12 protein-coding genes are annotated in these 19691 nt (G+C 60.9%); 9 read left to right on the top strand and 3 right to left on the bottom strand.

Features of this window, described 5'->3' with window-relative positions:
• Positions 1-2 precede the first annotated feature (2 nt).
• The 5 genes from bcsA (KHQ26_RS06915) to KHQ26_RS06895 are packed head-to-tail and all read left to right on the top strand — an operon-like array spanning position 3 to position 10084.
• Complete coding sequence (gene bcsA / locus KHQ26_RS06915) at positions 3-2114, top strand: UDP-forming cellulose synthase catalytic subunit (RefSeq protein ID WP_050484911.1); 2112 nt, start codon at positions 3-5, stop codon at positions 2112-2114.
• Positions 2111-4546 carry a cellulose biosynthesis cyclic di-GMP-binding regulatory protein BcsB gene (gene bcsB / locus KHQ26_RS06910; protein ID WP_004215309.1) on the top strand — a complete coding sequence of 812 codons (2436 nt, stop codon included), beginning with the start codon at positions 2111-2113 and terminating at the stop codon, positions 4544-4546. Before bcsA (KHQ26_RS06915) ends, bcsB (KHQ26_RS06910) begins: the two co-directional genes overlap by 4 nt.
• Entirely contained in the window at positions 4543-8595 is a 4053-nt protein-coding gene (locus KHQ26_RS06905) for a cellulose biosynthesis protein BcsC (RefSeq protein ID WP_029496956.1), read from the top strand. Before bcsB (KHQ26_RS06910) ends, KHQ26_RS06905 begins: the two co-directional genes overlap by 4 nt.
• The gene (bcsD, locus tag KHQ26_RS06900) at positions 8595-9071 is read left to right on the top strand and encodes a cellulose biosynthesis protein BcsD (RefSeq protein ID WP_002921529.1); all 477 of its coding nucleotides are present in this window, start codon (positions 8595-8597) and stop codon (positions 9069-9071) included. Before KHQ26_RS06905 ends, bcsD begins: the two co-directional genes overlap by 1 nt.
• Positions 9072-9082: 11 nt before the next feature.
• Positions 9083-10084 (top strand): glycosyl hydrolase family 8, encoded by a 1002-nt coding sequence (locus KHQ26_RS06895; protein ID WP_002921526.1) that lies wholly within the window; start codon positions 9083-9085, stop codon positions 10082-10084.
• Between the two features lie 107 nt (positions 10085-10191).
• On the opposite strand, the gene bcsG is transcribed toward KHQ26_RS06895, so the two are convergent.
• The 3 genes from bcsG to bcsE are packed head-to-tail and all read right to left on the bottom strand — an operon-like array spanning position 10192 to position 13618.
• Positions 10192-11871: a cellulose biosynthesis protein BcsG gene (gene bcsG, locus KHQ26_RS06890; protein ID WP_004173944.1), complete on the bottom strand. Its 1680-nt coding sequence runs from the start codon at positions 11869-11871 to the stop codon at positions 10192-10194.
• Positions 11868-12065 (bottom strand): cellulose biosynthesis protein BcsF, encoded by a 198-nt coding sequence (gene bcsF, locus KHQ26_RS06885; protein ID WP_002921518.1) that lies wholly within the window; start codon positions 12063-12065, stop codon positions 11868-11870. The genes bcsG and bcsF overlap by 4 nt, the downstream gene beginning before the upstream one ends.
• Positions 12065-13618 (bottom strand): cellulose biosynthesis protein BcsE, encoded by a 1554-nt coding sequence (bcsE, locus tag KHQ26_RS06880; RefSeq protein WP_004173945.1) that lies wholly within the window; start codon positions 13616-13618, stop codon positions 12065-12067. Before bcsE ends, bcsF begins: the two co-directional genes overlap by 1 nt.
• A gap of 168 nt (positions 13619-13786) precedes the next feature.
• On the opposite strand from bcsE, the gene bcsR reads away from it, so the two are divergent.
• Genes bcsR through bcsB (KHQ26_RS06860) form a run of 4 tightly spaced genes read left to right on the top strand, consistent with a single transcriptional unit; the run spans position 13787 to position 19689 of the window.
• On the top strand, positions 13787-13975 hold the full coding sequence (gene bcsR / locus KHQ26_RS06875) for a cellulose biosynthesis protein BcsR (RefSeq protein WP_002921513.1): 189 nt from the start codon (positions 13787-13789) through the stop codon (positions 13973-13975).
• An 11-nt stretch (positions 13976-13986) separates the two neighbouring features.
• Positions 13987-14718, top strand: a complete 732-nt coding sequence (gene bcsQ, locus KHQ26_RS06870) for a cellulose biosynthesis protein BcsQ (protein WP_002921510.1) — start codon at positions 13987-13989, stop codon at positions 14716-14718.
• Positions 14715-17333, top strand: coding sequence for a UDP-forming cellulose synthase catalytic subunit (gene bcsA, locus KHQ26_RS06865; protein WP_002921508.1), 2619 nt, complete (start codon positions 14715-14717; stop codon positions 17331-17333). Before bcsQ ends, bcsA (KHQ26_RS06865) begins: the two co-directional genes overlap by 4 nt.
• 10 nt (positions 17334-17343) lie before the next feature.
• Positions 17344-19689, top strand: a complete 2346-nt coding sequence (gene bcsB / locus KHQ26_RS06860; protein WP_009484214.1) for a cellulose biosynthesis cyclic di-GMP-binding regulatory protein BcsB — start codon at positions 17344-17346, stop codon at positions 19687-19689.
• Positions 19690-19691 lie beyond the last annotated feature (2 nt).

The raw sequence follows: 19691 nt of genomic DNA, 5'->3' as shown, positions 1-19691 counted from the left end.
GAATGAAAAAATCTCTTTTTTGGTTGCTGGCGCTGGTGCTGTCACCCGTCGCCGTGCTGGTGGTGATCACGCCGATGGACAGCCAAAAGCAGTATATTTTTGGTCTGTTAAGTATCGGTATTCTCTTTCTGATGGGCTTCAGCAAGCGCCGCAGCGTATCGGTCATTATGGTCGTCACGTCGCTGCTGATGTCCACCCGTTACATGTATTTTCGCCTCACGCAGACCCTGCACTTCAACTCGTCCATTGAAGCTATTCTCGGCATGGGACTCTTTCTGGCGGAAGTCTATATCTGGGTGATGCTACTGCTTAACTATCTGCAGACGGTCTGGCCGCTGAAGCGCGGCATTGTTCCGCTGCCGGATGATATGAGTAAGTGGCCGACGGTCGATATCTATATTCCGAGCTATAACGAACCGCTGGAGGTGGTGCGCGATACCGTCCTGGCGGCACAATGCATTGATTATCCAAAAGATAAAATGAAAATCTATCTTCTGGATGACGGTAAGCGCAGCGAGTTTGCCGTCTTCGCCGCCGACGTTGGGGTGGGCTATATCACCCGCAATGACAACAAGCACGCCAAAGCGGGGAACCTTAACCATGCGCTGACCCTGACTCAGGGGGAGCTTATCTGCGTTTTCGACTGCGACCACGTCGCCACGCGCGTCTTCCTGCAGGCCACCGTCGGCGGTTTCCTGAAAGACCCGATGCTGGCTCTGGTGCAGACGCCGCACTACTTCTATTCCCCGGACCCGTTTGAACGTAACCTCTCCGTCGGACGCAACATTCCCAACGAAGGGATGTTGTTCTATGGCCCGATTCAGCAGGGGAACGACAACTGGAACGCCACCTTTTTCTGCGGCTCCTGCGCGGTGATCCGTCGCGAGGCGCTGGCGCAGATCGGCGGTTTCGCCGTCGAAACGGTGACCGAAGATGCTCATACGGCGCTGAAGTTTCAGCGTCTGGGGTGGAAGTCGGCCTTTCTCGATATCCCACTGGCCGCAGGCCTCGCTACTGAACGCCTGGTGGTGCACGTCATCCAGCGTACCCGCTGGGCGCGCGGGATGACGCAGATTTTCCGCGTCGATAATCCGCTGTTTGGCCGCGGGCTGACTTTTCAGCAGCGCTTGTGCTATCTCAGCGCCATGCTCTACTACCAGTTCGCGCTGCCCAGGGTGGTGTTTGTCACCGCCCCGCTGGCTTACCTGCTGTTTAACCTCAATATTATTTACTCGTCGGCGAGCCTGATCGTCTCCTATGCCCTGCCGCACCTGTTCCTCGCTATTTACGTCGGTTCGCGAATGAACGGCCGCTATCGCTACAGCTTCTGGGGGGAAATTTACGATATTGTGCTGGCCTTCCACCTGGTGCTGCCGACCCTGGTGACGATGATTTTCCCTAAACGCGGCAAGTTCAACGTCACCGATAAGGGCGGCCTGCTGGACGTCGGCTACTTCGATTTCACCGTGGTGCGCCCGCACCTGGTGGTGGCCTGCCTGCTGGCCCTGGGGGTGGTGGTCGGCATCGTCCGGGCGATTGGCCATGACTACTTTGGCTCGGATCCCAACGTTATCGCCCTCAACGTCGGGTGGGGGATCTACAGTCTGATCTTCCTGCTGGCGGCGATTGCCGTGGCGCGCGAAACGCGGCAGGTGCGAAAAACCATTCGTATCGATGTCGACATTCCGGTGGTGATCCATTACGCCAGCGGCATCGTCTCGCGCAGCCATACCGCGGATCTGTCGATGGGCGGCTGCCGCGTGGTCGCGCTTGATAATCGCCATCTGGAGGATGACATCGAAGAGATTGAGCTGATCCTGCAGTCCGGGGCTATCTCGATTCCGGCCCAGCTGGTCACCTCTGACGAGCGCTTCCTGCGCCTCAAGTTTGATGAAGATATTCCGCTTTCGCGCCGCCGTGAACTGGTGCGCGTGGTGCTGGCCCGCGCGGATGCGTGGATTAATCCGCCGCGCCCGCAGGATAACCCGTTCCGCTCCTTCTTCACCATTTTACGCTGCGTGTTCGAACTGTTCTGGCTGACGTGGAAAACCCGTCGCAGCCAGCGCAATCGGGCAACAGTGGCGAAAACGGCGCAGGAGGATGGGACGTTATGAAGCGATTAACCACGCTGGCGCTGCTGGCAGGGATGCTTTCTGCGCCTGCGCTACACAGTGAAGAACCGGGCTCCGGCTCCGCTGCCCCGCTGAGCTTCCCGCAGCTCAACGACGCGGCGGACAGCGAGCCAGGCGACGAACCTCCGGCTGCCTCGCCGGAGGAGGGCGCCTCTCCGGCAGCCCCCGCCACCGCCGGCGATGCGGTGGCGACGGCCCCTGCGCCGGTTATGCCGGACTTACCCCCGCCGGTGAGCGGCACGGCCGCGCCGGAGGTCATTCCTGTCGCTCCGGTCTGGGGAGGCGATCTGAATCTGGCGCAGATGGGGATGCCGGACGGGATTATCCTCAGCGGCGGCCAGCGACAGGGTGGGGTCAGCTTTACCCTGCCTGCCGATCAGGTGGTGATCCATTCGCAGCTCAGCCTTGCCGTTCGCGTATCGCCGGAGATGGCGAGCCGCAACGCCACCCTGCAGCTGATGCTCAACGGTCAACCGCTCGGCACGCTGCCGCTGGGCGCCGATGGCGAGGATGTCTCCCATTATCAGCTGGATATTCCGCCCGCGCTGATGGTCTCCAGCAATAACCTGAGCGTGAAGATCAACGATGGCGATACCCTGCAGTGCCAGCGTGACATTCATGATACGTCGCGCGTGACGGTGCTGCCCACGTCGCATTTCAGTTGGGAAAGCCAGCAGCTGAACATCAGCGACGACCTGAGCCACTTCCCGCGGCCCTTCTTTGACAGCATGCAGATGACCCCGGCGGACATTGCGGTCGCCTATGGGGCCAAGCCGTCGGCGGACGTCTTCAGCGCCGCGGCGCTGATCTCCTCCTGGCTGGGTATCCAGGCGGACTATCGCGGCATCGCCTTCAGCGCTCTGCGCGACCGTCTGCCGGAACGCCACGGCATCGTGATTGGCCATCCGGGGGAGCAGGTGGGCGGCATGATGCTGCCGGAAACCGATAAGCCGCTGCTGCGCATCATCGCCAACCCCGCCAATCCGGCCTATAAACTGCTGCTGATTGTCGGCAAAAACGATACGGCGCTGCGCATGGCCGCCTGGCGGTTAACCCGCGGCAACTTTGCGCCGCAAACCGCGACGCTGGATGTCGAACCGCAGACCATCCCGGTTGGCAAAGCATATGATGCCCCGCGCTGGATCCCCACCGATCGTCCGGTCAAGCTCAGCGAGCTGCTGCGTAAGGATCAAAGCCCGACCGTCAGCGGCGTCTGGCACGAACCTTTACGTATCGCCTTCCGCGCCGCGCCCGATCTCTATCTGTGGGATGGAGAGACCATTCCGCTACAGGTTGGCTACCGCTTCCCGTCGGAAAGCTGGATTAATGAGGACAAGTCCTTGCTGAGCGTCACGCTCAACGGCACCTTCCTCAACAACCTGCCGATGAACAAGCAGGGGCCGCTGGAGAAAGTCTGGCGCTACCTCGGGGGCGATGCGCGCCAGGAGCGCTTTACCATCCCGCTGGCGCCCTACCTGATTTACGGCGATAACCAGCTGTCGATGTACTTCAATGTGGTGCCGAAGGACGATGTTCCGTGTTCGGTGCTGCTGAATAACAATATCAAGAGCCGGATCACTGACGACTCCTGGATCGATTTGAGCAAGACGCGTCACTTCTCGCTGTTGCCCAATCTCTCCTACTTTGTCGGCGCCTCGTTCCCCTTCTCGCGGCTGGCGGACTATTCGCAGACGACCCTTCTGCTGCCGGCGGACCCGTCTGAAACCCAGGTGGCGACCCTGCTGAATCTGGCGGCACGCTCCGGGAACGCGACCGGCACCGCGCTGGCGAATAACCGCGTCGTGCTCGGGATGCCCACCGGCGGGGGGGATTTGCAGTCGCTGCGTGAACGTGACGTGCTGGCGGTCACCGCTCTCGATCAGCAGGCCTTTAACCAGAGCCTGCTGGCCGACTCACCCTATCGCCCGGTAGATAATGTGCTGAGCGTCCGCGAGCCAGACCTGTGGCAAAAAGTCCAGCGCCGGCTCACCGGCGACTGGACTTCCGCCAGCCTCGACGCCGATCGCTACTTTTCGTCGAGCAGCGCCTGGCGCGGGTTCATCAGCTATCGCTCGCCGTGGAATTCCACCCGCCTGGTGGTGGTGGCGCTGGCCAGCAATGATGACCAGCTGGCGCGACTGAAGACCGATCTGGAATCGCCGCGCATTAACGCCGGGATCCGCGGCGATACCGCGGTGATCACCAGCGATAACGGGGTGCGCAGCTTCCAGGTGAGTACGCCGTTCCCCAGCGGTCAGATGCCGTGGTACATGATGGCGGTCTGGTATGCCAGCCAGCACTCAGGTTTCCTGGCGGTGCTGGGGCTGATTGCCACCTCGATAATGGGACTGGCGCTGACCGCGATGTTTAAACGTCACGCCCGTAAGCGTCTGGGTTCGGGGGATAACCAATGAAAAGAAAAATAATAATAACGATGAAGACCTCCCGTCGGCTTACCACGTTCTGCCTCACCGGCGCGTTGACTCTCGCTGCCTCGGGCGGCGCGCTGGCGGCGGGGAACGACGCGGCGCTACAGGCGCTGTTCGCTCAGGCCAACTACTGGCATGAGAAATCTCATGACGAGCTGGCGATGGAGTCCCTGCAGAAGGTGCTCTCGGTGGATGCCAACAACACCCAGGCGCTGTATCTGATGGCGCTCTGGTCGCAGCAGGGCGGCGATATGCAGGCGGCGGCGCAGTGGCGCGCGCGGCTGGCGAAAGCGGCCCCTGACAGCCCGGGATTACAGGATCTGGACAACGCCAAAAAGATGTCGCAGGTGCCGCAGGGCCAGCTCAGCCTGGCCCGCCAGCAGGCGCGCGGAGGCAATATCCCCGGGGCGCTGGCGACCTGGCGCAGCATGTTCAATGGCAATACGCCGCCTGCCGGGCTGGCGGCGGAATATTACCTGACCATGGCCAGCGACAAATCGCTCTATCCGCAGGCTATCAGCGAGCTGCGCCAGTACGTGGCGCAGCATCCGCAGGAGAACGCCCCGCGGGTGGCGTTGGGCAAAGCGTTAACCTGGCGGGAAGAGACTCGCCGGGAAGGGATCGCCCTGCTCGAGCCGATGGCCAGCGGCAATAAAGAGGCGGACAGCGGCTTGCGCCAGGCGCTGCTCTGGCTGGGCCCGCAGGCCGGGGATGAGCAGTATTACGACACCTGGATGCAGCGGCATCCCCAGGACAGCGAAGTTCAGAATTACTTTCGCGAACGGCGCAGCGGTCAGGCGCGCGGCCAGGGCTACGCCAACCTCAACAGCGGCAATACCGCCGGCGCGAAGCAGCAGTTTGAAGAGGTATTGCAGACTAACCCCCAGGATGCCGATGCGCTGGCGGGCATGGGCTATATCGCCCAGCGCAGCGGCGACTACCAGGCCGCGTCGCAGTATCTGAGCCGGGCCGCGGACCTCGGCGGCGACGCCTCGGCGACCCGTCGTCAGCAGGCGGCCGATGCGCTGTTCTACGGCCAGCTGGCGCAGGCCCAGCAGGCCTATAAGCAGGGCAATATCAGCCAGGCGCTGGCGCTCTCCGCGCCGTTGGCGCAGCAGAGCGGGGCGCAGGGCGCCTCGGCGAAGCTGTTCCGCGCCGATGTGCTGCGGCACAACAAAGATTTGCCCCAGGCGGAGCAAACGCTGCGCTCACTGTTAAATGACGATCCGCAGAACGCGGCGGCGCGGGAAAATCTCTATTACGTGCTGCGCGAGCAGAATAAATCCGCCGAGGCGCAGGCGATGCTGCAGACGCTCCCGCAGAGCCTGCGGCAAAAACTGCAGCCGCGGGTGGTGGCCGGTATGCCGGGCGATGCCCTGCGCCGTCAGGCCCAGGCGCAGGTCAGCAGCGGTAACCCAGCCGGCGCCATTGCCACCCTGCGCGAAGGCGTCGCCCGCTATCCGGACGATCCCTGGCTGCGCCTCGACCTGGCCCGGCTGCTGCAAAAATCGGGTAACGGCAGCGAGGCCTCTTCGCTGATGTCGGCGGCCTATCGCCCCGGCGCCAGCAACAGTGCGCTGTATGCCGCCGCCCTGTTTGCCAGCGAAAACGGCGCCTGGCAGCAGGCGCAGACGCTGCTGGCGCGCATTCCCGGCGGCAGCCAGACCAGCGACATGCGCGATTTGCGCCAGCGGGTGAACTACAACCTGCAGTTGGTGACGGCCGAAAACTACCTGGCGCAGGGCAATACCATCGCCGCCAGCAATACCCTGCGGGCGATGGCCTCCACGCCGCCAAAAGCCCCGGCGGACGCCGGCAAGCTGGCGCGTCTGCTGGCCGAGAGCGGCGACCTGACCACCGCGGTCTCGCTGGTGCGCAACAATATCAGCAGCGGCGTATCCGGCAATGCCGGGGATTACGCCGATCAGATCGCCGTCCTGAATCAGGCCGGGCTGACCGGCGAGGCGCAGAACCTGATCAGCAATCCGCAGCTGCAGGCCAGCAGTACGCCGACGCAGCTGGCGAGCATTCGCAATGGCTATGTGATCAACGAAGCCGACCGCCTGCGCGAGCAGGGCAATTACGCTGCGGCGTATGACAAGCTGATCCGCGCTATGCAAAGCGATCCGCAAAATACCGATCTGATGTTCGCCATGGCGCGGCTGTACCAGAGCGGCAAAATGAACAAAGAGGCCGGGGTGGTCTATGACTACCTGATGACGCGCGATACGCCGAACCAGGATGCGCGCGCCGGGGCCATCGACGTGGCGCTGTCGGCGGGGAACAACGATCGCGCTGAACAGCTGGCCGGCGGTTTGCGCCAGGATAACTCCCCGGATCGCCTGCTGCTGCTGGCGAGAGTGGCGGAGGCCCAGGGACATCATCAGCAGGCGATGACCTATCTGCGCAGCGCCCGCGGCAAACTGCTGGGCATGCAAAGCACCAACAGTAGCGAAACGCCGACCGTCGGCGGGGTGCTGGCGGCGGATAACCCCTTTATCGGCGTGTCGCAAACGTCGGCGCCGACGCGGACGGCCTCCGCCTACGGGCAGTACATGCCGTGGCAGGTTGCCCAGTCGGCCGCCGCGCCTGGTTCCACGCTGCCGGGGATCCAGCGCACCGATCTGCCGGTGGACACCGCCCAGACGCGGATGCTGCGTCAGGTGGACACCATGATGGAGTCGCTGCAGGAGAAAACTGGCAGCTGGCTGCAGGGGGGAATGGACGTGCGTGGACGCGACGGCGAATCGGGCACCAGCAAGCTGACGGAGCTCCGGACGCCGCTGACCTGGTCATCCTCGCCGTTTGGCGACTCGCGCTTTGACTTTACCGTCACCCCGGTGTCTTTGAACGCCGGGACTGCCAGCGGCGACGCCTGGCGTCGCTACGGCGCCAACCCGCTGGCTAACGCGGTCTCCAACATGGTGAGTACCGCCACCAGCGAGCAGGCGGCGATCGCCTCGATGACCGAGGCGGAGCGGACGGCCTATTTCGCCAGCAATCCAGGGGCCGAGGCGTTAAGCGGCCTCGGCACCCTGAACGCGGCAGATTTCAATCCGACCACCAGCAGCGGGATGGAAAACCTGGCGAAGCTCGGGAGCTATGATGCGGGGCAGGTGGCCAGCTATCTCTCTTCGTCCAGCCGCAAGCCGAACGTTGACCAGACCAGCGGCTCGACCGATTCGCAGAAGGCCAATGGCGTCGAACTGGCGCTGGCGTTAAGCGGTGACGATTACCGGGTCGATATCGGCAGCACGCCGTTGGGCCAGGATCTTAATACCGTAGTCGGCGGGGTGAAATGGTCGCCCAAGCTGACCAACTATCTGTCGCTGATCCTCACCGGCGAACGCCGCTCGCTAACCGACAGCCTGCTTTCCTACGTGGGTCTGAAAGACGCCTATTCCGGGAAAACCTGGGGGCAGGTGACGAAAAACGGCGGCACCCTGCAGCTGAGCTATGACGACGGCGACGCGGGCTTCTATGTCGGCGGCGGTGGATACAGCTATCTGGGGCAGAACGTCGCCAGCAACACCAGTATCAACGCCAATGCCGGGGTCTATCTTCGTCCCTACCATGACGAATACCGCCAGCTGCAGGCCGGGTTGAGCATGAGCTATATGGATTACTCCAAAAACCTCAGCTACTTCACCTATGGTCAGGGGGGCTACTTTAGTCCGCAAAACTACGTCAGCGTATCGCTGCCGGTCAGTCTGACGGAGAAATATGATAACTGGACCATGAAGCTCGGCGGCTCGGTGGGCTATCAGTCTTACAGTCAGGATAAGAGCGCCTATTTCCCGACCAATTCGGAGTGGCAGCAGACCCTGGAGACGGCGGTGAGCAATGGGTTTGCCAAGGAAGCCTACTACTCCGCGACCTCGAAGAGCGGCATAGGGTATACCCTGCGCGCCGGGGCGGATTACAAGGTCAACAAACAAATGACCCTGGGGGGCCAGATTGGCTATGACACCTTCGGGGATTATAACGAAAGCACCGCCGGGCTCTATATTCGCTATATGTTAGGAGATCATTGATGATGACGGAGAACAATAACCCGGTGGTGATGACCTGGTTTCAGCAGCAGCAGACGCCTGCCGGATGGTTCGATCTGTTGATTATTATGATCGAAGGTATGCTAAATAATGCCGGCGAGCTGGAAAGCCAGCCCTTCCTGCGTCAGATGGGCGCCTCGCTGGCGGAGACCCATCCGCTGCCGGCGTCGGAGACGGTGGGGGATCTGGAGGCCAATATCAACCGGCTGCTGACTCATTTTCACTGGGGCGTGGTGACCATCGATGTCGGTGAGGACGGCCTGCGCCTGCGCCATCAGGCGTTGCCGGTCAGCCGCGACGAAGCGGGGCGCGTGCGCTGGTGCAACGCGTTCTGTGCCATACTCGAGGGGTTATATTCTCGCTGGCTGCAGAGTCAGGGAGGCAGTGCCCACGTGATACTGCAGCGTGAGCGGGTGTTCTCCGTCTCTGACGTTCAGTTTCTCTACTACCATCCATAAAGAGTGAATTTATGCCCCTGCGTGCTTTAGTGGCGGTGATAGTGACAACGGTAGTGATGCTGGTGCCCAGGGCGTGGGCGGATACGGCCTGGGAGCGCTATAAGGCCCGTTTTATGATGCCGGATGGTCGTATCATTGATACCGCCAATGGCAATGTGTCGCATACGGAAGGTCAGGGCTTCGCCATGCTCCTGGCGGTGGCGAATAACGATCGTCCGGCGTTCGACAAGCTGTGGCAGTGGACGGACAACACTCTGCGCAACAAGTCTAACGGGCTGTTTTACTGGCGCTATAACCCGGTGGCGCCGGACCCTATCGCCGATAAAAACAACGCCTCCGATGGCGATACCCTGATCGCCTGGGCGCTGCTGCGCGCGCAAAAGCAGTGGCAGGATAAGCGCTATGCGATTGCCTCTGACGCCATCACCGCCGCCCTGCTGAAGTCTACGGTGGTGACTTTCGCCGGTCGCCAGGTGATGCTCCCGGGCGTGAAAGGGTTCAACCTCAATGATCACCTGAACCTTAACCCTTCCTATTTCATCTTCCCGGCCTGGCGCGCCTTCGCGGAGCGGACGCATCTCACCGCCTGGCGGACATTGCAGAGCGACGGACAGGCGCTGCTGGGGCAGATGGGCTGGGGGAAATCACATCTACCCAGCGACTGGGTGGCGCTGCGGGCGGATGGCAAGATGCTGCCAGCCAAAGAGTGGCCGCCGCGGATGAGTTTCGATGCGATCCGTATCCCGCTGTATCTCTCGTGGGCCGATCCGCACAGCGCCTTGCTCGCGCCCTGGAAGGCCTGGATGCAGAGTTACCCGCGCCTGCAAACCCCGGCGTGGATCAACGTCAGCACCAACGAGGTGGCCCCCTGGTATATGGCCGGCGGCCTGTTGGCGGTGCGCGATCTGACGCTGGGTGAACCGCAGGAGGCGCCGCAGATTGACGACAAGGATGATTATTACTCTGCCAGCCTCAAGCTGTTGGTCTGGCTGGCGAAACAGGATCAGCGCTAAATACGGTGATTGATTTGCCGCCTTCCCCGCCCGTATGCCTGCGGGCTGAGAAGGTGGAATGGGAACGTCTCACGATGTAAGGCCGCCAACATAGGCGGCCTTGTCGCTTATTGCGGATAAGGCACCCAGCTACCGCCATTCAGCTGGACATAAGGCTTGCCCTGATACTGGATGACGATGGCGTTGGCGTTCTCGGACACCGCCGCGCTCTGCGGCAGGTTGGCGACATACTGCTGCCAGTTGACGCTGTCCTCGCTGAACATTTTGCCGTCGAGGGCGCGCACCACCAGCTCCGACACCGCCAGATAACTGCTGGGCTGATCGATGATAATCGGCGCCCCTTCATGCGGCGCCTTCATGCCGAAGAATTTCACCGCCGTCGGGACGTTAGTGATCGACGGGCTTGGAATATCGCGCAGGCCAGATACCTGCATCTTATCGCCCTTCAGCGCGCCGCCGTGTTCCGGCACCACCACCACCATCACTTTCCGCCCCGATTTCTCCAGCTCGGTGAAGAAGTTATCCAGGTCATCAAACAGCTTCTGCGCCCGCACTTTGTAGTCTGCGGTTTTGCTTTGTCCCGGGAAGTGGTTGCCGTCATGCAGCGGCAGGGTGTTATAGAAGGTGGCGTTCCGCGGATTGCTGCTGGCCTCTTCGGTCTTCAGCCAGCGGTTGAGGACCGCCAGATCCTCATACACCGGGGAGCCGTCAAACGCCTGCAGGCTGACCGGCAGACCGGTCTGGTCCATCAGCGGGCTCTGCATGCCGCCCAGCGAACGCAGCTCTTTCAGGAAGTCGCCGAACAGACCGTTATGGCCGAGCATCAGCTGCTGGTTGAAGCCGAGCTTCGCCAGGTTTTCAAACAGGTAGCAGTCGGCGCCGGAAGGCTGATACAGGTTGGTATGCGACAGCTGGCCGCAGCTGGCGCGCAGCAGGCGCACCGCCGCCGGGCCGCTGTAGGAGGTCGCGGAGTTAAAGTTTTTGAAGACAATATCAAAGTGCTTCCATAGCGGATGATCCATCAGACCGGCGGCTTCAATATCCGACCAGGAGAGGGAGCAGATGTTGATCACCAGCAGGTCAAACGGCTGCGCATCCGCCGGCAGCTGGTCCGGGAACGGCGTCTTGCGCTTCTGCTCGGCGGCATAGAAAGCGTTCAGCCAGTTGGTCAGGTTGGCTGAGGTCGGCGGCTCGGTCTGCGGCGGAATATCGCTGTTGGCGGGGCTGGACGCGGCGCCAGCGGCGGCGTTGGCCCCGGTATTGGCCTGTGCGGTCGTGGCGGCGGCCGTGGTGGGCTGACCGGAGGGCCATAGGGTAAAGGCCGGCAGCAGCGGGCTGACCGCCAGCCAGACGACCATTGCCGAGACAAACACGGTGACGCGCAGCCACTGGCTGATAAACAACCATAGCACCAGCAAAACAAAGAAGGCGCCAACCATGCTCCAGTTGATAAAGCGGACAATCAGATCCCAAATATAGCTGGCGCTGAAGCCGGCGATTTGCGACCCCTGGCTAAAAATCGACTCTGGCCCGGGCAGCCAGGTATCGTGCCAGAACAGAGCGAATCCCAGCGGAATAGCGATCCAGTGGCGGATACGGTGTAGCTTTTCGCGCGGGATCGGCACCAGCAGAAAGGCGAGAAATACCAGGTTCAGCATCGGATGGAAATTGAGATACCCGGCCCACAGCAGGGCAAACTTGACCAGAAAGTAGAAGTTCCAGCCGCCAAGGCCGCGCCAGTACTGCCAGAGCGGAAGCGGTGCCGCGGTCGTTTTTTTATTTGTCATTTGTTCGCTTTGCCTTGCTTAACCGTTGTTCCCCGGCGTAATACCCCTGCCGGTTTCACGTAACGGGGTTTAAAGAACATCAGTCTTAACGTCGTGCGGATCCGGCGCTGATAGTGGCGCGTCAGGTAGCCCAGCGGAAAAAACAGCAGGGCGCAGAGCACCACCAGTTGCAGAATATCGGCGAGAGACATCATCAGGCTTGCTCCTCGCGGGTGGTTAACCGGTGTGGTTCGGGGTAGCGTCGCCAGTGGCGTCCATCGTGAGTGGCGTTAATGGTCTCGTTTTTACCGACTGAGAGAGGCAGCGGCGTGTTCCAGCGCGCCGGCTCGACGCCGCGCATGATTACGATTTCCGAGAGGATTTGCTTGTCCTCAAACCACACCATACGGTTAGAAAAAATATCGCCGGTCGGCAGCGGGAAAATGTGGTTTAGCGCGGTATCGAGGTCATTGATCCGGCAAAACGACAAAAACAGCACCAGCCGGTTATTGCCGATGGTCATGATGTCGCCCATTCGGTTAGGTTTGCATAACGTCAGCGCCTGCTCAACGCGCAGCCCCGGCGCCGGGCGCAGGGCCACCATCACGCCTTTGCTGTCGGGTGGAAGCAGGGTATTGGTCATCACGTTGTGCACCGCTTCGCAGAAGGCATCCCACTTCTGGTAGCCGCGCAGCTTTAACGGCTGGCTCCAGGTCAGCAGGGTGGCAAAATCTTCCGGGATATGGCGGGAGAACTTTTGGTTCTGTACGCTTTCGATTAGCGTCAGGCAGCGGGAGAGCGATGCGCTGCTGGGGATCACCAGGCTGGCGCCGCTGCTGAGCAGTAGCCGCTCATCGGTCGCGCGCAGGCTCGGGGTTTGTTCACGGACGATGATTTTCAGCGCCGTACCGCGCTGGCGACGCAGGGTATGAATATAGCGGCCCAGCTGTTCAATTTGCGTATTTTGGGTAATGGAGAAGAGGATCGTCGCCGCTTGCGCGGTGCGCCCGGCGTTGAAGACCTCGTCGTTGGTGTCAAACAGCGTCCAGTATTCCGACAGCGGCGGGGCGCCTTCCAGCACGCGCACATGGCTGAGGATCGCTTTTTCGTCGCTGCGCGGCTGCACGCTGGTTTCAGCGTCCTGCGCTAATCGCCAGCCAGCGTCATCATGTTGCACCATCAGCTGCTGTTGGGCGCTGATACCCTTATCGCTTCCCCACCAGGCAATATCAAAGATATGCCGGTCGCCCTGGTAACGAATACTTGCCAGTCCGGAAAGGGAGCGGTACTCACGTAATAAGGGAGTCAGCTGCCGATCGATTTCCTGCGCGGAATTGATCGCTAAGAACGCGCAACGGTGATATTGCGCCCAGCGGCTGGTCTTTTCTACCCAGGCGCATAACTTTTCATTATTTATATTTTGCCAGGCATTTTCAGCGCATAGCAGAATAAACAAATAATTGCCAGGTTCGAGGGAGCAGACTAAATCGCGGTGTATTTCCTCCAGCGCCTGCGGGCGATTCGGCAGGGTGAACAGCGCGATATTATCCGGACCGTGAGTATGATCTAAGGAAATGATATCCTTGGGTTTGTTTCCCATAACCAGCGCGGCAACGTGGCTGTTTTTCGCCTGCGCGGCCAGCGTCTGATTAAACAGGCTGACGGCATCGGCATAACGGTCGACGTTGAGCCACCATACTCCGCCGACCGGCATATGGCACACTTCATCCCATAATGATGAAATACCCAAAGTAAATACATTATCCACGGCATCCCTCGTGCGCCCTGATTGACACTGAATAAGTTTACTAGCGAAACCGACAGAGTAAACCTAACATTGAAATTAAAGGTCATCAGTTTTAGCATGTACACCTGCTTTTAAGGATGAGCTGTATACGTCCTCTGGTTTAATAATAAATTTCGAACGGACAGAGATATGCCAGCAAAAGATCCTGCGGTACCCACGGACGCCACGCTGGGGTACACCTTTCAAAATGATTTTCTGGCGCTTAGCCGGGCATTTTCCCTGCCGGATATTGATTATCATGATATTTCCAGGCGCGAACAGCTGAACGCGGCGCTGAAGCGCTGGCCGCTGCTGGCAGAGTTTGCAGAGAAAAAATAAGGAAGCCGGAGATGGCTATTCTGGGATTACAGGGCGTGCGCGGGGGAACTGGCGTCACGTCCATTACGGCTGCACTCGCCTGGGCCCTGCAATTGCTCGGTGAAAGCGTGCTGGCGATCGACGCCAGCCCGGATAATATGCTGCGCTTTTTCTTTAATACCGATATCCATCATCAGGACGGCTGGGCGCGGGCGCTGCTCGACGGCCGGGACTGGCGTGACGCGGGCTTGCGCTATACGCAGCATATCGATCTACTGCCGTTTGGCCAGCTCAGCGCCGGCGAAAGAGAAAATGTCGACCAGCTGCAGCCCACCCTGGGGGCGATAGCGGAGGCAGTACAGCAGCTACAGGGCCAGTACCGCTGGCTGCTGCTGGATCTGCCGGCGGGTTATTCGCCGTTGACCCGCGAGCTGCTGACGCTTTGCGATCGCTCGCTGGTGGTGGTTCATCCCGACGCCAATAGCCATATCCGTCTACACCAGCAGCCCCTCCCGGCCAACGGCGATATTCTGATTAACGATCTGCGGGTCGGCAGCCAACTGCAGGAAGATCTCTACCAGCTGTGGCTGGAGAGCCAGCCGCGCATCCTGCCGGTGACGATTCACCGCGACGAGGCGATGGCCGAGTGCCTGGCGGCGAAACAACCTCTCGGGGAGTATCGTCAGGATTCGCTGGCGGCGGAAGAGGTGCTGACCCTGGCGAACTGGTGCCTGATCCACTATTCCGCCGGGAGAGCGGCATGATCCGCCTCAGTACGCTGCTGCTGGCCCCGCCGGTGGGGGAGCGGCTGCGTGCGCGCTATGATGACTATCGGCAGCACGGCGCTTCGTGGCTGTCGGCGTCGCTTGGCTGTCTGTGGGCGTCGCTGGTCTGGGCGCTGATGCCGCTGGAGACGCCGCGCTGGCAGGCGATTCTGGCCCGCCATGAAACCTATTTTCCCCACATAAATCCGCATCGCCCGCGTCCGCTGGATCCGCTGCGCTACCTGCTGCAATCCCTGTGGTTACTGACGACGCGCGTGCCGGAGCCGGAGAAAAAGGTCAACTGGCGTTCGCTGGCGGCGCTGGAAGGGGTGCACGGTCGCTATACGCAGTGGCTGGAAAAATTGCCTGAGCAGATGAACGCCCGCACCGGCCATCTGGATAAACAGAAAGAGCTGGCGCACCTCAATCCTAAACTGCGCCGGGCGATCCTTGGGGGGGTGACCTTCTGCTCGCTGGTGCTGGCGCTGATGTGTATTACGCAGCCCTTTAACCCGCTGTCGCAGTTTATCTTCCTGATGCTGCTGTGGGGCGTGGCGCTGCTGGTGCGACGCATCCCGGGCCGTTTCTCGGCGCTGATGCTGATCGTGCTGTCGCTGACGGTGTCGTGCCGCTATATCTGGTGGCGCTATACCTCGACGCTGAACTGGAACGACCCGGTAAGTCTGGTGTGCGGGATCATTCTGCTGTTCGCAGAGACCTACGCCTGGGTGGTGCTGGTGCTGGGCTACTTCCAGGTGGTCTGGCCGCTGAATCGCCAGCCGGTGCCGCTGCCGGAGGACATGGATTTGTGGCCAACCGTGGACATCTTCGTCCCCACCTATAACGAAGATCTCAACGTGGTGAAAAACACCATTTACGCCTCGCAGGGCATCGACTGGCCGAAGGACAAGCTGAACATCTGGATCCTCGACGACGGCGGACGGGAAGCGTTTCGCCAGTTTGCCAAAGATGTTGGGGTGCACTATATCGCCCGCACCAGCCACGAACACGCCAAGGCCGGCAACATCAATAATGCGCTGAAATATGCCAAAGGGGAGTTCGTCTCGATCTTTGACTGCGACCATGTGCCGACGCGCTCGTTTCTGCAGATGACCATGGGCTGGTTTCTGAAAGAGAAAGAGCTGGCGATGATGCAGACCCCGCACCACTTCTTCTCGCCCGATCCCTTTGAGCGCAACCTTGGTCGTTTTCGCAAAACGCCGAACGAAGGGACGCTATTCTACGGCCTGGTGCAGGACGGGAACGACATGTGGGACGCCACCTTCTTCTGCGGCTCCTGCGCCGTTATCCGCCGCGGCCCGCTGGATGAAATTGGCGGGATAGCCGTCGAAACGGTGACCGAAGATGCCCACACCTCGCTGCGTCTGCACCGGCGGGGATATACCTCCGCCTATATGCGTATTCCGCAGGCGGCGGGGCTGGCGACGGAGAGTTTATCCGCGCATATCGGCCAGCGCATCCGCTGGGCGCGCGGGATGGTGCAGATATTCCGCCTCGATAATCCGCTGTTTGGCAAAGGCCTGAAGCTGGTGCAGCGCGTCTGCTACGCCAACGCCATGCTTCACTTTCTCTCCGGTATTCCGCGCCTCATCTTCCTCACGGCGCCGCTGGCCTTTTTGCTGCTCCATGCCTATATCATTTATGCGCCAGCGCTGATGATCGCGCTATTCGTGTTGCCGCACATGATCCACGCCAGCCTGACCAACTCGAAGATTCAGGGCAAATATCGCCATTCGTTCTGGAGTGAAATTTACGAGACGGTGCTGGCCTGGTATATCGCGCCGCCCACTTTTGTGGCGCTGATCAACCCGCATAAAGGCAAGTTCAACGTCACCGCGAAGGGCGGGCTGGTGGAAGAGGAGTATGTCGACTGGGTGATCTCCCGGCCCTATATCTACCTGGTGCTGCTCAATCTGGTCGGCGTCGCGGTGGGGATCTGGCGCTTCATGTACGGCCCGGAAAATGAAATCCTCACCGTCTGGGTGAGTATTGTCTGGGTATTCTACAACCTGATTATTCTTGGCGGCGCGGTGGCGGTCTCGGTTGAAAGCAAGCAGGTTCGCCGTTCGCACCGTGTCGAAATGAGCATGCCGGCGGCTATCGCCCGCGAAGATGGTCACCTGTTCTCCTGCACCGTCCACGACTATTCCGACGGCGGACTGGGGATCAAAATTAACGGCGACGCGCAGGTGCTGGAAGGCCAGAACGCCAGGCTGCTGCTCAAACGGGGACAGCAGGAGTATGCCTTCCCGGTCAGGGTCGCGCGGGTCAACGGCAGCGAAGTGGGGCTCCAGCTGCTGCCGTTAACCAACCAGCAGCATATCGATTTTGTGCAGTGTACGTTTGCCCGCGCTGATACGTGGGCGCTTTGGCAGGATAGCTTCCCGGAAGATAAGCCGATGGAAAGCCTGCTGGATATCCTCAAGCTGGGCTTCCGTGGCTATCGTCACCTGGCGGAGTTTTCGCCGCCGTCGGTGAAGGTGGTTTTCCGCGCGCTCACTTCGCTGGTGGCCTGGATAGCGTCGTTTGTACCCCGACGCCCTGAACGCGCCGCGCCGACGCTCTCCGCAGACCCGGCAATGGCTCAACAATGATGATAATGCGATGAAAAGAAAACTTTCCTGGATGTGTGCAGTAGCGGTGGGCATGTGCAGCTGGTATCCACTGGCCTCTTACGCGGCGCCGGCCGCGGTGGCGAACGCTGCCCCTGGCGTTCAGCCGCAGGCCGCGACCCCGGCTGCGCCGATCGTGGTGGGCGAGCCGACGGCGACCCTCGCCGAACCGACCGCTCCGGCGGCGGTGGCCGAGAACGTGCCGCAGCGGGAGGTGAAGCTGAGCTTTGCCACCATCGCGCCGCCGCCCGGCAGCATCGTGCTGCGCGGCTCACGGCCTGACGCGTCGGTCGAATTCGGCATGCGCAGCGATGAGCTGGTCGCCAACGCGCTGCTCAATCTGGAATACACCCCATCGCCCTCGCTGCTGCCCGTGCAGTCGCAGTTGAAGGTCTATCTTAACGATGAGCTGATGGGCGTCCTGCCCGTCACTAAAGAGCAGCTGGGGAAAAAGATCCGCGCGCAGCTGCCGATTGACCCGCTGTACATCACCGACTTCAACCGCGTACGGCTGGAGTTTGTCGGCCACTACCGCGACGTCTGCGAAAACCCGGCCAGCAGTACGCTGTGGCTGGACGTCGGACGCGAAAGCTATCTGGATCTCACCTACCAGTCGCTGAAGGTAAATAACGATCTGTCACACTTCCCGGTGCCGTTCTACGATCCGCGCGATAACCGCCCGCTGAAGCTGCCGATGATTTTCCCGGGCTCGCCAGCGGTCACCCAGCAGCAGGCGGCGGCGATAGTCGCCTCCTGGTTCGGCAGCAAGGCCGGCTGGCGCGGCCAGCAGTTCCCGGTCTATTTCAATGAACTGCCGGATCGTAACGCCATTGTCTTCGCCACCAACGACAAGCGTCCGGACTTCCTGCGCGATCATCCGCCGGTCAAGGCGCCGACCATCGAAATGATCGACAACCCGAACGATCCCTACGTCAAGCTGCTGGTGATTTTCGGCCGCGATGATAACGACCTGCTGCTGGCGGCGAAGGGGATTGCTCAGGGCAATATTCTGTTCCGCGGCAGCAGCGTCACCGTGGACGGCATCAAAACCCTGCAGCCGCGTCAGCCTTACGACGCGCCGAACTGGGTGCGCACCGACCGCTCGGTCACCTTCGCTGAGCTGAAAACCTATGAGCAACAGCTGCAGTCCAGCGGCCTGGTGCCGGATGCCATCACCGTGGCGCTTAACCTGCCGCCGGATCTCTATCTGCTGCGGGCCAACGGCATCGATATGGATCTGAAATACCGCTACACCATGCCGCCGGTGAAGGACAGCTCGCGGATGGATATCAGCCTCAACGACCAGTTCCTGCAGTCGTTCAGCCTTAACAGCTCCCAGGACGTGAACAAACTGATCCTGCGCCTGCCGGTGCTGCAGGGGCTGCTGGACGGCAAATCGGAGGTCACCATCCCCGCGCTGCGTCTTGGGGCGGTCAACCAGCTGCGCTTTGACTTCCAGTATATGAACCCGATGCCCGGCGGCTCCATCGACAACTGTATTACCTTCCAGCCGGTGCAGAACCACGTGGTGATCGGCGACGATTCGACCATCGACTTCTCGAAGTATTATCACTTTATCGCCTTGCCGGACCTGCGCGTCTTCGCCAATGCGGGCTTCCCTTACAGCCGTATGGCGGACCTTTCCGACACGCTGGTGGTGGTGCCGAAGGCGCCGACCCAGGGCCAGGTGGCGACGCTGCTGCAGGCGCTGGGGGGCATCGGTTCGCAGACCGGTCTGGCGGCGATTAATCTGCAAATGACCGACGATGGCAACCAGATCAAGAATAAAGACGCGGATCTGCTGCTGATCGGCGCGATCCCGTCGTCGCTCAAGGACGACACCAAAATCAACCTGCTGGTCGAGGCGACCAAAAGCTGGGTGAAAATGCCGATGCGCCACTATGACCTGGCGAGCATTTATCCCGACGATGAGGCCCGCACGCCCAATACCCGCACCGACATTACCTCTTCCGGGCCGATGGCGGCGGTGATTGGCTTCCAGTCGCCGTATAACGATCAGCGCAGCGTGGTGGCCCTGCTGGCCGACAGCCCGCGCGGTAATGAACTGCTGACCAACGCCCTCAACGACAGCGGTAAGCGGGCAGCGATGTTTGGCTCGGTGGCGGTGATCCGCGAATCCGGCGTCAACAGTCTGCGGGTGGGGGATATTTACTACGTGGGTCATCTGCCCTGGTTCGAGCGCATCTGGTTCGCGCTCTCTAACCACCCGATACTGCTGGCGATCTTCGCCGCCATCAGCATTGTGCTGCTGGCATGGGTGCTGTGGCGCATGCTGCGCATCATCAGCCGCCGCCGTCTTAGCCTGGATGATGAGTAAAC

This window comes from Klebsiella sp. 10 (assembly GCF_018223925.1).
GTDB classification, from domain to species: Bacteria; Pseudomonadota; Gammaproteobacteria; order Enterobacterales; family Enterobacteriaceae; genus Klebsiella; species Klebsiella pneumoniae.
This window is presented reverse-complemented; position numbering and strand designations above follow the sequence as displayed.